15 protein-coding genes are annotated in these 13,213 nt (G+C 70.2%); 9 read left to right on the forward strand and 6 right to left on the reverse strand.

The window, feature by feature from the left end; translation table 11 throughout:
- Positions 1-481 precede the first annotated feature (481 nt).
- Positions 482-1,243: a phosphoglyceromutase gene (locus ACGFZS_RS38350; RefSeq protein ID WP_355725767.1), complete on the reverse strand. Its 762-nt coding sequence runs from the start codon at positions 1,241-1,243 to the stop codon at positions 482-484.
- A 194-nt stretch (positions 1,244-1,437) separates the two neighbouring features.
- Between ACGFZS_RS38350 and ACGFZS_RS38355 the strand changes: the two genes are divergently transcribed.
- A complete protein-coding gene (locus tag ACGFZS_RS38355) occupies positions 1,438-2,697 on the forward strand; it encodes an MDR family MFS transporter (protein WP_393798980.1) in 1,260 nt (419 codons plus the stop codon).
- 177 nt (positions 2,698-2,874) lie between these two features.
- Positions 2,875-3,291 carry a hypothetical protein gene (locus tag ACGFZS_RS38360; RefSeq protein WP_393798981.1) on the forward strand — a complete coding sequence of 139 codons (417 nt, stop codon included), beginning with the start codon at positions 2,875-2,877 and terminating at the stop codon, positions 3,289-3,291.
- A gap of 40 nt (positions 3,292-3,331) precedes the next feature.
- Here ACGFZS_RS38360 and ACGFZS_RS38365 read toward each other — a convergent pair whose 3' ends face one another.
- Positions 3,332-3,541 carry a hypothetical protein gene (locus ACGFZS_RS38365; protein WP_393798982.1) on the reverse strand — a complete coding sequence of 70 codons (210 nt, stop codon included), beginning with the start codon at positions 3,539-3,541 and terminating at the stop codon, positions 3,332-3,334.
- 172 nt (positions 3,542-3,713) lie between these two features.
- Here ACGFZS_RS38365 and ACGFZS_RS38370 point away from each other — a divergent pair, with 172 nt between their 5' ends.
- Positions 3,714-4,733: an alpha/beta fold hydrolase gene (locus tag ACGFZS_RS38370; RefSeq protein ID WP_393798983.1), complete on the forward strand. Its 1,020-nt coding sequence runs from the start codon at positions 3,714-3,716 to the stop codon at positions 4,731-4,733.
- Here the strand turns inward: ACGFZS_RS38370 and ACGFZS_RS38375 are convergent.
- The 3 genes from ACGFZS_RS38375 to phoU form a co-directional block, all read right to left on the reverse strand.
- Positions 4,709-4,960, reverse strand: coding sequence for an SCO4226 family nickel-binding protein (locus tag ACGFZS_RS38375; protein ID WP_393665410.1), 252 nt, complete (start codon positions 4,958-4,960; stop codon positions 4,709-4,711). The genes ACGFZS_RS38370 and ACGFZS_RS38375 overlap by 25 nt on opposite strands.
- A gap of 133 nt (positions 4,961-5,093) precedes the next feature.
- Positions 5,094-5,249, reverse strand: a complete 156-nt coding sequence (locus tag ACGFZS_RS38380; protein WP_177233040.1) for a hypothetical protein — start codon at positions 5,247-5,249, stop codon at positions 5,094-5,096.
- Between the two features lie 156 nt (positions 5,250-5,405).
- A complete protein-coding gene (phoU, locus tag ACGFZS_RS38385) occupies positions 5,406-6,095 on the reverse strand; it encodes a phosphate signaling complex protein PhoU (protein ID WP_393665407.1) in 690 nt (229 codons plus the stop codon).
- A 222-nt stretch (positions 6,096-6,317) separates the two neighbouring features.
- Between phoU and ACGFZS_RS38390 the strand changes: the two genes are divergently transcribed.
- Positions 6,318-7,574, forward strand: coding sequence for a sensor histidine kinase (locus tag ACGFZS_RS38390; RefSeq protein ID WP_393665405.1), 1,257 nt, complete (start codon positions 6,318-6,320; stop codon positions 7,572-7,574).
- Entirely contained in the window at positions 7,571-8,251 is a 681-nt protein-coding gene (locus ACGFZS_RS38395) for a response regulator transcription factor (RefSeq protein ID WP_010358452.1), read from the forward strand. Before ACGFZS_RS38390 ends, ACGFZS_RS38395 begins: the two co-directional genes overlap by 4 nt.
- A 97-nt stretch (positions 8,252-8,348) precedes the next feature.
- Here ACGFZS_RS38395 and ACGFZS_RS38400 read toward each other — a convergent pair whose 3' ends face one another.
- Entirely contained in the window at positions 8,349-9,002 is a 654-nt protein-coding gene (locus ACGFZS_RS38400; RefSeq protein WP_393798984.1) for a DUF461 domain-containing protein, read from the reverse strand.
- Positions 9,003-9,606: 604 nt separating this feature from the next.
- Here ACGFZS_RS38400 and ACGFZS_RS38405 point away from each other — a divergent pair.
- From ACGFZS_RS38405 to cysS, 4 genes are all read left to right on the forward strand, one after another.
- A complete protein-coding gene (locus ACGFZS_RS38405; protein ID WP_003953493.1) occupies positions 9,607-10,089 on the forward strand; it encodes a CarD family transcriptional regulator in 483 nt (160 codons plus the stop codon).
- A gap of 279 nt (positions 10,090-10,368) precedes the next feature.
- The gene (gene ispD, locus ACGFZS_RS38410; RefSeq protein ID WP_393665401.1) at positions 10,369-11,121 is read left to right on the forward strand and encodes a 2-C-methyl-D-erythritol 4-phosphate cytidylyltransferase; all 753 of its coding nucleotides are present in this window, start codon (positions 10,369-10,371) and stop codon (positions 11,119-11,121) included.
- Positions 11,111-11,605 carry a 2-C-methyl-D-erythritol 2,4-cyclodiphosphate synthase gene (ispF, locus tag ACGFZS_RS38415; RefSeq protein WP_393798985.1) on the forward strand — a complete coding sequence of 165 codons (495 nt, stop codon included), beginning with the start codon at positions 11,111-11,113 and terminating at the stop codon, positions 11,603-11,605. Before ispD ends, ispF begins: the two co-directional genes overlap by 11 nt.
- 145 nt (positions 11,606-11,750) lie before the next feature.
- On the forward strand, positions 11,751-13,148 hold the full coding sequence (cysS, locus tag ACGFZS_RS38420) for a cysteine--tRNA ligase (protein WP_393798986.1): 1,398 nt from the start codon (positions 11,751-11,753) through the stop codon (positions 13,146-13,148).
- Positions 13,149-13,213: the final 65 nt, after the last annotated feature.

Raw genomic sequence — 13,213 nt, forward strand, 5'->3', positions numbered from 1 at the left:
ACCAGATCCAGGCCCTCGTGCAGTCAGCGAGCCCGGTCGCGTGAGAGCAGACCGGGCTCGCTGTGCGTACAGCGCCCGATCCCGACCGTACTCGCGCGTGACTCGCTCATCGAGCGAACTGCATCACGCCAGTAGCGATGGCCACGAGTAGGCCGACCCCCGCAAGCGAGACCTGCCACTTCTCGGCACCGGACCACTTGCGAGGCCTGTCCTTCTCAAGACTCACCTCTACCACCTCCCTCCTCCTCCAACCGACCCGCTTCTCGGGCCGGAGTCTGGAACTCGCGTGCCGCCACATCGAGTTCGAGGGAGGTTTAGGTGAGGTGGCATCAGCATACCGGTCACGTAGCCCACCACTGAGGCTCATGGGGAGGCTTGACAGCGGCCCCGGATTCCTTGCACGGCCCAGCGACGGCCCAGGTGCAACAAATAACCCCCTGCGCGCGGGAAAACCGCAGGCAGGGGGCTTTTCTGGCTCGCGTTACTTCTTCTTGCCCTGGTTCTTGACTGCCTCGATGGCTGCGGCGGCCGCGTCGGGGTCGAGGTAGCGGCCGCCGGGGGTGACGGGGTTGAAGTCGGCGTCGAGCTCGTAGTAGAGGGGGATGCCGGTGGGGATGTTGAGGCCGGCGATGTCGGCGTCGGAGATGCCGTCGAGGTGCTTGACGAGGGCGCGGAGGCTGTTGCCGTGGGCGGCGACGAGGACCGTGCGGCCGGTCAGGAGGTCGGGGACGATGCCGTCGTACCAGTAGGGGAGCATGCGGACGACGACGTCCTTGAGGCACTCCGTGCGGGGGCGCAGCTCCGGGGGGATGGTCGCGTAGCGGGCGTCGGCGGCCTGGGAGAACTCGGAGTCGTCCGGCAGCGGCGGGGGCGGGGTGTCGTACGAGCGGCGCCAGAGCATGAACTGCTCCTCGCCGAACTCGGCCAGCGTCGCCGCCTTGTCCTTGCCCTGGAGCGCGCCGTAGTGGCGCTCGTTCAGGCGCCAGCTGCGGTGGACCGGGATCCAGTGGCGGTCGGCGGCTTCGAGGGCGAGCTGCGCCGTGCGGATCGCGCGCTTCTGGAGGGACGTGTGAACCACGTCGGGGAGCAGGTCGGCGTCCTTCAGGAGCTCACCGCCGCGGACTGCCTCCTTCTCGCCCTTCTCGTTGAGGTTGACGTCCACCCAGCCGGTGAACAGGTTCTTCGCGTTCCATTCGCTCTCGCCGTGGCGGAGGAGGATCAGCTTGTACGGTGCGTCGGCCATGGGTCAGAGCGTAATCCACGTATTCGGGGCAGGGTGCGGGCGCCCGCGGGCCGTCCCAGGGGGCGGACAGTTGACTGCATTTGTTAATTGAGTGGCTCAGGCGAGCGTCGTAGAAGTAACTTCCGTAGCGGCCTTGCACCTCTTACGCCTCTTACGCCTTGTGCTGTCCCACCTCGTCTCGCCCTGGGGGAACCATGTCGTCCGTCGCCCTTCGGCGCGCCGTCCGGGAGACCGTCTCCGGTCTGCCCCGGGAGTTCTGGTGGCTGTGGACCAGCACCCTCGTCAACCGGCTGGGCGCCTTCGTCGCCACGTACATGGCCCTGTACCTGACGCTGGACCGGGGGTACAGCGCCTCGTACGCCGGACTGGTCGCCTCCCTGCACGGGCTGGGCGGGGTGGTGTCCTCCCTGGGCGGCGGGGTGATGGCGGACCGTCTCGGGCGGCGGCCGACGCTGCTGATCGCCCAGGGCTCCACCGCCGGGGCCGTCGCGCTGCTCGGGTTCGTGCGTGATCCCGTCGCCATCGCCGCGGTCGCCTTCCTCGTCGGCATGGCCTCCAGCGCCTCCCGGCCGGCCGTGCAGGCGATGATGGCCGACATCGTGAAGCCCCGGGACCGGGTGCGGGCGTTCTCGCTCAACTACTGGGCCATAAACCTCGGCTTCGCCGTCTCCTCCATGGGCGCCGGGTTCATCGCCGAGGTCAGCTACCGTGCCGGGTTCCTCATCGAGGCCGCGATGACCGCCGTCTGCGCGGTCCTCGTCTACGTCAAGCTGCCCGAGTCGCGGCCGGAGCGCACCGCCAAGGAAGCCGCGCGGGAGAGGGAGGTCAGCCTCGGGAGCGTGCTGCGCGACGGGCGGTACATGGCCGTCGTCGGGCTGTCCTTCCTGGTCGCGCTGATCTTCCAGCAGGGGTCGGTCGGGCTGCCGGTGGCGATGGGGGAGGCCGGGTTCTCGCCCGCCGCCTACGGCATGGCCATCGCCGTCAACGGGGTGCTGATCGTCGTCCTGCAGATTCCCGTCACCCGGGTCATCGAGCACCGGGATCCGCGGTCCCTGCTCGTCGTCTCGTCCCTCCTCGCGGGGTACGGGTTCGGGCTCACCGCCTTCGCCGGGTCGGTCGGGGTGTTCGCGCTCACCGTGTGCGTGTGGACCCTCGCCGAGATCGTCAACGCGCCGACCCAGACCGGGCTGGTGGTACGGCTCTCGCCCGTCCACGGGCGCGGGCGCTACCAGGGGATGTACACGCTCTCCTGGTCCGCCGCCGCGCTCGTCGCGCCGCTGATGTCGGGTGTCGTCATCGACCGGTTCGGCGCGCGGTGGCTGTGGGGGGTCTGCGCGGTGCTGGGCACGGGGGCGGCGCTCGGGTACGGCGTGCTCATGCGGGGGCTGCGCGCGGGCGGACGGGCTCCGGTCCCGCAGCCGACGGGGGCCGCGGAGGCCGAGATACGCGCCTGACGATGTGCCTGACGACGCGTCTGGCGGCGTGCCTGACGACGTGCCTGACGACGTGCCTTGCCCGAGCGAAGGGCCTGGATGTCGGAGGCGGGTGCTAGCTTCCCCGGTCCGAGAGCAGGGACCGCAAGAGGGGAAGAGGGGCGAGGACCGGTGGGGGCTTCGGGGTGGGAGTACTACGTGCCGTACCAGGAGGACCTGGACGCCGCGCTGCGGCAGCTGAGGTGGGAGGTCTTCGAAGCCGGCGACTACTACTGGGTCAACGGTGGCGACTGGCGCCCGGAGGAGGAGCGGGAACTGCGGCCGCGGTCCCTGGAGGCCCTGTGGGAGGACGAGTTGGTCCAGGAGACCGGGACGCACTCGATCCTGGACATCTTCCACGTCCTGGGACCTGACGACACCCCGGACTACAACACCGTGGAGCCCGTGACGGCCGCGGAGGCGCAGGAGCTGCTGGGGGTCGACAAGCTGACCCGCGCACACGTCAAGGACTTCGACGTCTTCCCCCGGTCACGCTGGATCGGACGGTGCGCGGTGCTGCACGACGACGCCGGCAACCCCCGGGAGATCTTCTTCTGGGGCCACTCGGGCGACTGAACCCCGGCCCGGGACACCGACCGCGGACACCGACCGCGGACTACGAGTAGAAGCCCTCCCAGTACTCGGCATGCCCGCATGTGAAGTCACCCGGCCGTTCCTCCCGCAGCACCGTGTACCTCGCGACGAAGATGTCGAGCCCCTCGTGGAGCGAGCAGCCCAGGTGGGCACGGATGGCCATGATCCCGCGGAGGATCCGGTTGCCGACGATGTGCTCGTCGGCGATGTCGAGCGTGGCGCCCTCGGTCATGCCGACGATCGAACCCGATCGACGGGGCCGGCGGCAACAGGGTTTGCCGGGAGGCGGACGGGGGTGTCGGTCTGGTCCGGGGTTTGCCGGATCGGCAAATGGGCTCGGACGCCGGGTGGGGTTCTCCGGATGATCGGTGGTGAGCCGATCGGGGCGAGACGGAGGAGGGCGTATGTGGGTGCGGCGGGGTGTGGAGGGGACGCATCGGGTCGTCGTCGGGGAGGGGCGGCGGGTTCATCTGGTGGAGCAGGGGGCCGGGCCGCTCGTGTTGCTGGTGCACGGGTTTCCCGAGTGCTGGTACTCGTGGCGGTACCAGCTGCCGGCGCTCGCGGCGGCGGGGTATCGCGCGGTCGCGGTGGATGTGCGGGGGTACGGGCGTTCGTTCAGGCCCGCCGGGACCGACGCGTACCGGATGGTCGAGCTGGTCGAGGACAACGCGTTCGTGGTGCGGGCGCTGGGCGCGGAGTCGGCCGTGGTCGTCGGGCACGACTGGGGTGCGGCGATCGCCGCGAACTCCGCGCTGCTCAGGCCGGAGGTGTTCCGGGCGGTCGGGTTGCTGAGCGTGCCGTACACCCCGCGGGGCGGTCCTCGGCCCAGTGAGGTGTTCGCCGGGATGAGGGGTGCCGGCCGTGGTGAGGGCGGGGCGGAGGAGTTCTACGTGCCGTACTTCCAGGAGCCCGGGCGCGCGGAGGGCGAGATCGAGCCGGATGTGCGGGGGTGGCTCGGGGGGTTCTACGCCGCTCTGTCCGGTGACACGATGCCCGGGCCGGGGGCGCCCGACCCGCACTTCGTCGGTGCGGGGGCGACGATGCGGGAGCGGTTCCCCGTCGGGCGGCTGCCCGCCTGGCTCGCCGAGGAGGATCTCGACGTCTACGCCGGGGAGTTCGAGCGCACCGGACTGACCGGCGCGCTCAACCGGTACCGGAACATGGACCGGGACTGGGAGGACCTCGCCGCCTACGACGGTGCCCCGATCACCCAGCCGTCCCTGTTCGCCGGCGGCACCCTGGACGCCTCGACGACCTGGCTGGCCGACGCCGTCGAGGCGTACCCGGTCACCCTTCCCGGCCTGGTCTCCTCCCACCTCCTGGACGGCTGCGGGCACTGGATCCAGCAGGAGCGGCCGGACGACGTCAACCGGCTCCTGCTCGACTGGCTCGCGCGGCTTCACCAGATCGACAGCGGCACCTGATGGATCTCGTCGGCCGGGTGGCCCGCGCGTTCGTGGACGCGCTTGACCGCCTCGGCCGAGGGGGCCTCGGAGAGGCAGTAGACCTTGCCCGAGGCGGGGTCGGCCCAGGCCCGTTCGAAGTGCACGCCCTCCTCCTTCTCGACGGCGAGATCCGCGTCGTGGGCCGCTTTCAGCTGCTCGGCGGTGAGGCCCTTCATCCCGTTGTGGACGTCCATGTACTGGGGCATGGCAGTCACCTCTCCTTCGCCTTGTCCGTCTCCCCTGCGTTCCCCTCCATGCTGCGCCCGCTGTCGCGGCCCGGCATGCGAAAGGGCCCCGGACCGGAGTCCGGGGCCCTTCGCCGTGCTGGAAGACGTCCGCTCAGCCGCACTGGCAGGGGCTGCCCGACTGGCAGCCGCAGCCGCAGCCCGAGCCGCACCCGCAGGCGCCGATGACAAGAAGGTTCTTGATCTCGGCGGGCTGGTCGGTCTCGTGCTGCTGCGTGGGGTCGGGCGTGGTGCTGGGGGATTCGGCCATGGATCCCTCCTAGAGGTCCCTAGGTGCCCTGGATGCAGGGCGTGGTGCCTTTGCCCATTCCATGCCCGTTTCACTGGGCGCATCAACAGCGCACGGCGGCGCATGGTGGTGCCCCGCGCCCGCCCCGCACCCCGCGAGCCCCGCCCGCCCGGGCGGTTACGCCCCCTCGGCGCCCGTCACCGGCTGGATGTCGGGCTGCAGCTCGTCCGCGTGCTCGCCGGTGACCAGGAAGACGACGCGCTTGGCGACGGCGACCGCGTGGTCGGCGTACCGCTCGTAGTAGCGGCCGAGCAGCGTCACGTCGACGGCCGTCTCGATGCCGTGGTGCCAGCGGTCGTCCAGCAGGTGCTGGAAGAGCGCGCGGTGCAGCAGGTCCATCTCGTCGTCGTCCTGCTCCAGCTGGAGCGCCAGGTCGACGTCCTTGGTGACGATGACCTCGGCGGCCTTCGCCATCAGGCGCTGCGCGAGCTGGCCCATCTCCAGGATGGTGGCTTCCAGGTCACGCGGGATCACGTGCTCCGGGAAGCGCAGCCGGGCCTGCTTGGCCACGTGCTGGGCGAGGTCGCCGGAGCGCTCCAGGTCGGCGGACATCCGGAGCGAGGTGACGACGATCCGCAGGTCCGTCGCCACCGGCTGCTGGCGGGCGAGCAGGGCTATCGCGCGCGCCTCCAGGTCGTGGTGGAGCTCGTCCACCTTCTGGTCGGCCTCGATGACGCTCTCGGCCAGCTTCAGGTCGCCGTCGAGGATCGCCGTCGTGGCGCGTCCGATCGCCGATCCGACCAGACGGGCCATGTCGACCAGGCTGTCGCCGATCGAATCGAGTTCCTCGTGGTACGCGTCCCGCATCAGGGTTCCCTCTCGTGCGTGTGTTCCAGGGGTTCCGGGGGCCGGGGCCCGTGGCCGAAACCAGCTGCGAACCCCACGCTCCCATGTTCCGGTCCCAGTCCGTCCGTTTCTGCCACCCCAAATGAACCAATACTGGCTCCAAGGTGAACTCTGGGCGACGAGTGTTCGAGCTGACACCCTCCGGACTGTGGGGATGTCGTACCCCCTGCTTAACCTGTTTGCATGGACGTGAACGCGGCGGTCGCCGCAGCGGCAGCGATCGCCGGGGTGCTTACCGGTGTCATCGCCATGCTGGCGTTCCGCTGGAGCGAACGCGACCAGAAGCGACCGACCAGGACTTCTCTGCACACCGACCCCGTACTGCCCCCGGGCGTGGACACCGTACTGAGCGTGCTGCGCTCCTCCGCGGTCGTCCTCGACGAGGGCGACACGGTTGTCAAGGCGAGCTCGGCGGCGTACGCCCTCGGACTCGTGCGCGGCGGCAAACTCGCCATCGAGCCTATGCTCGGGATGGCCCGGGACACCCGGCGCGACGGCGAGATACGCCAGGTCGAGCTGGACCTGCCGAGGCGCGGGACCGGACGGGGCGAGGCCCTGGCCGTCTCCGCCCGGGTGGCGCCGCTCGGCTCCCGGCTCGTGCTGCTCCTCGTGGAGGACCTCACCGAGGCCCGCCGTATCGAGGCGGTGCGGCGGGACTTCGTGGCGAATGTCAGCCATGAGCTGAAGACCCCGGTCGGCGCGCTCTCCCTGCTCTCCGAGGCCGTCATGGACGCCTCGGACGATCCGGAGGCCGTGCAGCGCTTCGCCGGTCGCATGCAGATCGAGGCCACGCGCCTGACCAACCTGGTCCAGGAGCTCATCGATCTGTCGAGAGTGCAGAACGACGATCCGCTGGAGGACGCCGAGCCCGTCCGCGTGGACGAACTCGTCGCCGAGGCGATCGACCGGTGCCGCCACCAGGCCGGCACCAAGCAGATCACCATGGCCGCCGGCGGCACCGCCGACCTGCATGTCTGGGGCAACCGCGGCCAGCTCGCCGCCGCCCTCGGCAACCTGGTCGAGAACGCCGTGAACTACTCACCGGCCCGCACCCGGGTCGGGATAGCCGCCCGCCGGGTCAGCGCGAACGGCGGCGACATGATCGAACTCGCCGTGACCGACCAGGGCATCGGCATCACCGACAAGGACAAGGAGCGCATCTTCGAGCGCTTCTACCGCGTCGACCCGGCCCGCTCGCGGGCCACCGGTGGCACCGGTCTCGGCCTCGCCATCGTCAAGCACGTGGTCGCCTCGCACGGCGGGGAGGTCACGGTGTGGAGCGCCGAGAACCAGGGCTCCACGTTCACCCTGAGGCTGCCGGAGGCGGGCGTGGCCCGCGACCGCGCGTCGCAGCACCCCGACCCCGACCTCGACGACGAGGCCGGTACCAACGAGTCATCCCCGTACGAACCGCTTCCCGCCCCGGAGGTCCTTCCGTGACCCGAGTGCTTGTCGTCGAGGACGAGGAGTCCTTCTCCGACGCCCTGTCGTACATGCTCCGCAAGGAGGGCTTCGAGGTCGCTGTGGCGGCCACGGGCCCCGACGGACTCGACGAGTTCGAGCGCAACGGCGCCGACCTCGTCCTCCTCGACCTGATGCTGCCCGGCCTGCCGGGCACCGAGGTCTGCCGCCAGCTGCGCGGCCGCTCCAACGTCCCCGTCATCATGGTGACGGCCAAGGACAGCGAGATCGACAAGGTTGTCGGGCTCGAAATAGGAGCCGACGACTACGTCACCAAGCCCTTCTCCTCCCGCGAGCTGGTCGCCCGTATCCGGGCCGTCCTGCGCCGCCGCGGCGAGCCCGAGGAGGTCACCCCGGCCGCCCTGGAGGCGGGCCCGGTCCGCATGGACGTCGACCGCCACGTGGTGACGGTCTCCGGCTCCAAGGTCGACCTCCCCCTCAAGGAGTTCGACCTGCTGGAGATGCTGCTGCGCAACGCGGGCCGCGTCCTCACCCGCATGCAGCTCATCGACCGGGTCTGGGGCGCCGACTACGTCGGCGACACCAAGACCCTCGACGTTCACGTCAAGCGCCTGCGCGCCAAGATCGAGCCGGACCCGGGCGCGCCGCGCTACCTGGTGACGGTCCGCGGTCTCGGGTACAAGTTCGAGCCGTAAACCGCTGACCTGCCATTACGGCGACCGTACGACGAAGGGCGGCCCCCACCGGGGGGTACCGCCCTTCTCGTGTGTCTGCGGACCGTACGGCCGCTGCTCAGCCCGCGTTCGCCGACTCCGAGGCGGAGTCGCTGGGGGTGGCCGAGGCGGACTCCTTGTCCTTCTTGCCGGTCTTGGCGCTCTCGCTCGCCGTGGCGCCGGCGGCCGGGCTGACCGAGGCGGAGGCCGAGGGCGACGGCACCGCGCTCGGGCCCCAGCCCGTGAAGTAGCTCTCGGCCGGCACGACGAACGCGCGCAGGCTCACGTCGCCCGTCTTGCTGAAGGTGAACGTGATCTTCTGGGCGTTGCCGTCCTGGATCGCCTCACGGCTGCCGGGCAGTACGGCGGACGCGTTGTCCTTGCCGCCGAGGATCAGCCGGCCGCCGGCCGGGATGGTCAGCGGCTGCGTCTTGGTGGCGTGCAGCTCGGCGGTCTTGTTGGTGCCGGCGACGACGATCGACTGGAGCGTCTCCGGCTCGGTGCCCGTGTTGAAGATGGTCGCGGAGACCACGGCCGGGCCGGTCGACGTGAGGTCGGGCTGGGTGATCACGATCGCGTTCTGGACCTTGATGGTGCCGACGCTCGTGGCCGCGTTGTCCGGCTTGATCTCCAGCGTCTGGGAGTTGTTGCCGGCACCGCAGGCGGCGAGGGAGGCGACGGCGAAGGCGAGGGCGGAGGCGGCGAGGGCGCCGCGTCGAAGGCTGCTGCTCACGGCGGCGGCAACTCCTTGAACGCACGGGCGGCTCCGCTTATAAAGCCGCCCTAAGTGTCTGTCAGCGGCCTTAGGTTACCGAGCCGTTCCCGCGCGGCCGCACCCGACCCTCCCCAAGCCCCTCGCTTCCCTCCGGCAGGGGGTACCCCGAGGGGCCACAAGTGACCCGTCGGTCACTTTGCGGGGCGCTCGTCAGGCATTCACATAACTCGTTCGCAAGACCGCGCGCAAAATTTCCGTGAAGGAATGCGCGACCGCCGGGGAAATGGATCACGTACCACTCGGTCGGACGCCTGTGATCAATTCCGGAAACGTCTCGGATCCGGCTCCCGCAACCGAACGGAGTAGCGGAAGTCGCACGCCTGGAAGCAGACATATCGGGACGTTAAGCCGCTTGGGCGGGCGTCTGGATGTGTGTAACGTGCTCGTTTCACCCTGCCCGGAGAGCCGCTCCGACCTGCGAATACCTGCTTCCGGACGGCCCGCGAAGCACGTTCCTGTTGCTGTTGTCAAGCCCCGAGATATGCCCTGACCTGCGAAAACGCCATTCAGAACCGCCGGTTTCCGTGTTACCCTGGATAGCCACGGAAGGGGTACCTGTCACATGACGTTCAAGGTTGGCGACACCGTGGTCTATCCCCATCACGGGGCCGCGCTGATCGAGGCTATCGAAACTCGCCAGATCAAAGGCGTGGACAAGACCTACTTGGTGCTGAAGGTCGCCCAGGGTGACCTGACGGTACGTGTGCCAGCGGACAATGCGGAGTTCGTCGGCGTGCGTGATGTGGTCGGTCAGGACGGGCTGGACCGGGTCTTCGAGGTGCTGCGCGCGCCGTACGCCGAGGAGCCCACGAACTGGTCCCGTCGATACAAGGCAAACCTGGAGAAGCTCGCCTCCGGCGATGTCATCAAGGTCGCGGAAGTCGTACGTGACCTGTGGCGTCGTGAGCGCGAGCGTGGACTCTCCGCCGGTGAGAAGCGCATGCTCGCCAAGGCCCGCCAGATCCTGGTGAGCGAGCTCGCCCTCGCGGAGAACACCAACGAGGACAAGGCCGAGGCCCTGCTCGACGAGGTCCTCGCGTCCTGACGCGATCCGGCTCGGCACGCTGAAACGCCGCACACCGAAATGCCGCGGTGCCCGATGACACTCCACATGTCGCCGGGCGCTGCGGCATGTCCGTGTCCGGAACCCGCTCTGGACCCGCTCATTCGGAAACCCGCCCCCGCGGGAACCCCCGATACTAGGCGTGCCGGGCCCGGGCTGCTGGCTCGACCAGTGTCACGGAAGGGTCCGGTCAAGGCGTCGCGCCCGGCACTTCCCAGGCCATACCCACGCCAGCCCCGCACACAAACCTGACAGGAACCGATGTCTGACGATTCGCGTCCTTCGCGTCCGGAACTGCGCACGGCAGCCGTGATTCCCGCCGCCGGCCGGGGCGTACGGCTCGGTCCGGGCGCCCCCAAAGCGCTACGCGCGCTGAACGGCACGCCCATGCTCATCCACGCCGTGCGCGCCCTGGCCGCCTCCCGCGCCGTCTCCCTGGTCGTGGTCGTGGCCCCGCCCGACGGCGCGCCCGAGGTCAAGTCCCTGCTCGACGCGCACGCGCTCCCCGACCGCACCGACTTCCTCGTCGTCCCCGGCGGCGACTCCCGCCAGGAGTCGGTCAGGCTCGGGCTGGACGCGCTGCCCCCGGAGTACGGCATCGTCCTGGTCCACGACGCCGCCCGCCCCCTCGTCCCCGTCGACACGGTCGACGCGGTGATCCAGGCGGTCCGCGACGGCGCCCCGGCCGTGGTCCCGGCCCTCCCGCTCGCCGACACGGTCAAGGAGGTCGAGCCGGCGGCGGTGCCGGGCGACCCCGAGCCGGTCCTCGCCACCCCGCAGCGGTCCCGGCTGCGCGCCGTGCAGACGCCCCAGGGATTCGACCGTACGACGCTGGTCCGCGCCCACGAGACGGTCACCGACAACGTCACCGACGACGCCAGCATGGTCGAGCAGCTCGGCGAACGGGTCGTGGTCGTCCCCGGCCACGAGGAGGCCTTCAAGGTCACCCGCCCCCTGGACCTGGTCCTCGCGGAGGCGGTCCTGGCCCGCAGGAGGCTCAACGATGGCTTCTGACCTGCCACTGCTCCCGCGTGTCGGCATCGGCACCGACATCCACGCCTTCGAGGAGGGCCGGGAGCTGTGGTGCGCCGGCCTGAAGTGGGAGGGGCAGGGGCCGGGGCTCGCCGGCCACTCCGACGCGGACGTCGTCGCCCACGCGGCCTGCAACGCGCTGTTCTCGGCGGCGGGCCTCGGTGACCTGGGGCAGCACTTCGGCACCGGTCGCCCCGAGTGGTCGGGCGCGTCCGGGGTGACCCTGCTGACGGAAGCCGCCCGCATCGTCCGCGCCGCCGGTTTCACCATCGGGAACGTCGCCGTACAGGTCGTAGGACCCCGCCCGAAGATCGGCAAGCGGCGCGACGAGGCCGAGAAGATCCTCTCGGACGCGGCGGGCGCTCCGGTCTCCGTTTCGGGGGCCACCACGGACGGTCTGGGGTTCCCGGGCAGGGGCGAAGGCCTTATGGCGGTGGCGACGGCGTTGGTCGTTCAAGCAGGGTGAGTGGACGCGCCCCGTCAGGGGCGCGGGGCTGTATCGATCAGCGGCTCCGCCGCGGGGCGCGACAAGCCACGGCGCACGCGCACCCGGAAACGGCGCTCCACACGCCGGTGCCACGCACCACCCTCCGCCCACTACCCTAGGTGCCGTGACTATTCGCCTGTACGACACCAACGCCCGGCAGATCCGTGACTTCGCCCCGCTCGCCGCGGGCTGTGTCTCGATCTACCTCTGTGGTGCCACCGTGCAGGCGGCGCCCCACATCGGGCACATCCGGTCCGGCCTGAACTTCGACATCATGCGCCGCTGGTTCGAATACCGCGGCTACGCCGTGACGTTCATCCGGAACGTCACGGACATCGACGACAAGATCATCGCCAAGTCCGCCGACCAGGGCCGCCCCTGGTGGGCGATCGGCTACGAGAACGAGCGCGCGTTCAACGACGGCTACGCCGCGCTCGGCTGCCTCCCGCCGACGTACGAGCCCCGCGCGACCGGGCACGTACCGGAGATGATCGAGATGATGCGCGGGCTGATCGAGCGCGGGCACGCCTACGAGGCCGACGGCAACGTCTACTTCGACGTGCGCTCCTACCCGGAGTACCTCCAGCTCTCCAACCAGGAGCTGGAGAACCTCCGCCAGCCCGAGGGCGAGGGCGAGACCGGCAAGCGGGACCAGCGGGACTTCGCGCTGTGGAAGGCCGTGAAACCGGGCGAGCCCAGCTGGGAGACGCCGTGGGGCCGCGGCCGGCCCGGCTGGCACCTGGAGTGCTCGGCGATGGCCCACAAGTACCTCGGCGAGGCCTTCGACATCCACGGCGGCGGCCTCGACCTGATCTTCCCGCACCACGAGAACGAGATCGCCCAGGCCAAGGCGTACGGCGACGACTTCGCCCAGTACTGGGTGCACAACGCCTGGGTCACCATGAGCGGCGAGAAGATGTCGAAGTCCCTCGGGAACTCGGTCCTCGTCTCCGAGATGGTCAAGCGCTGGCGCCCGATCGTGCTGCGCTACTACCTGGGCACCCCGCACTACCGCTCGATGATCGAGTACAGCGAGGAGTCGCTGCGCGAGGCCGAGTCGGCGTTCGCGCGCATCGAGGGCTTCGTGCAGCGCGTGGTGGAGCTGGCCGGGGGAGCCGTCGAGCCCTCGCCCGAGGTCCCACCCGCCTTCGCCGAGGCGATGGACGACGACCTGGGCGTCCCGCAGGCGCTCGCCGTCGTGCACACCACGGTCCGCCAGGGCAACAGCGCACTGGCCGCCGACGACAAGGAGGCGGCCGTCGCCCGCCTCGCCGAGGTCCGCGCCATGCTCGGCGTGCTCGGCTTCGACCCGCTCGACCCGCACTGGGCCGGCGGCACCGAGAAGGGCGACGACCTGCACGGGGTCGTCGACGCCCTCGTACGGCTCGTCCTCGACCAGCGCGAATCCGCCCGCGGCCGCAAGGACTGGGCGACCGCCGACGCCATCCGCGACCAGCTCAACCAGTCCGGCCTCGCCATCGAGGACAGTCCCTCGGGCCCGCGCTGGACCCTCAAGTCCTAGCCCCCTCGATCTGAAGATCAACTGTGCCGCCCGGCCCCCCGGGCGGCACACTGCATAAGACGTAC

Source organism: Streptomyces sp. NPDC048288 (genome assembly GCF_043201555.1).
Lineage (GTDB): Bacteria > Actinomycetota > Actinomycetes > Streptomycetales > Streptomycetaceae > Streptomyces.

Coding starts and splice junctions, on each gene's coding strand:
- ACGFZS_RS38375 (WP_393665410.1), bottom strand. CDS start 4,960: ATGCCCCAGTACATGGACGTCCACAACGGGATGAAGGGCCTCACCGCC.
- ACGFZS_RS38350 (WP_355725767.1), bottom strand. CDS start 1,243: ATGGCCGACGCACCGTACAAGCTGATCCTCCTCCGCCACGGCGAGAGC.
- ispF (WP_393798985.1), top strand. CDS start 11,111: ATGGCTTCTGACCTGCCACTGCTCCCGCGTGTCGGCATCGGCACCGAC.
- ACGFZS_RS38390 (WP_393665405.1), top strand. CDS start 6,318: ATGGACGTGAACGCGGCGGTCGCCGCAGCGGCAGCGATCGCCGGGGTG.
- ispD (WP_393665401.1), top strand. CDS start 10,369: ATGTCTGACGATTCGCGTCCTTCGCGTCCGGAACTGCGCACGGCAGCC.
- ACGFZS_RS38355 (WP_393798980.1), top strand. CDS start 1,438: ATGTCGTCCGTCGCCCTTCGGCGCGCCGTCCGGGAGACCGTCTCCGGT.
- ACGFZS_RS38365 (WP_393798982.1), bottom strand. CDS start 3,541: ATGACCGAGGGCGCCACGCTCGACATCGCCGACGAGCACATCGTCGGC.
- ACGFZS_RS38405 (WP_003953493.1), top strand. CDS start 9,607: ATGACGTTCAAGGTTGGCGACACCGTGGTCTATCCCCATCACGGGGCC.
- ACGFZS_RS38370 (WP_393798983.1), top strand. CDS start 3,714: ATGTGGGTGCGGCGGGGTGTGGAGGGGACGCATCGGGTCGTCGTCGGG.
- phoU (WP_393665407.1), bottom strand. CDS start 6,095: ATGCGGGACGCGTACCACGAGGAACTCGATTCGATCGGCGACAGCCTG.
- ACGFZS_RS38380 (WP_177233040.1), bottom strand. CDS start 5,249: ATGGCCGAATCCCCCAGCACCACGCCCGACCCCACGCAGCAGCACGAG.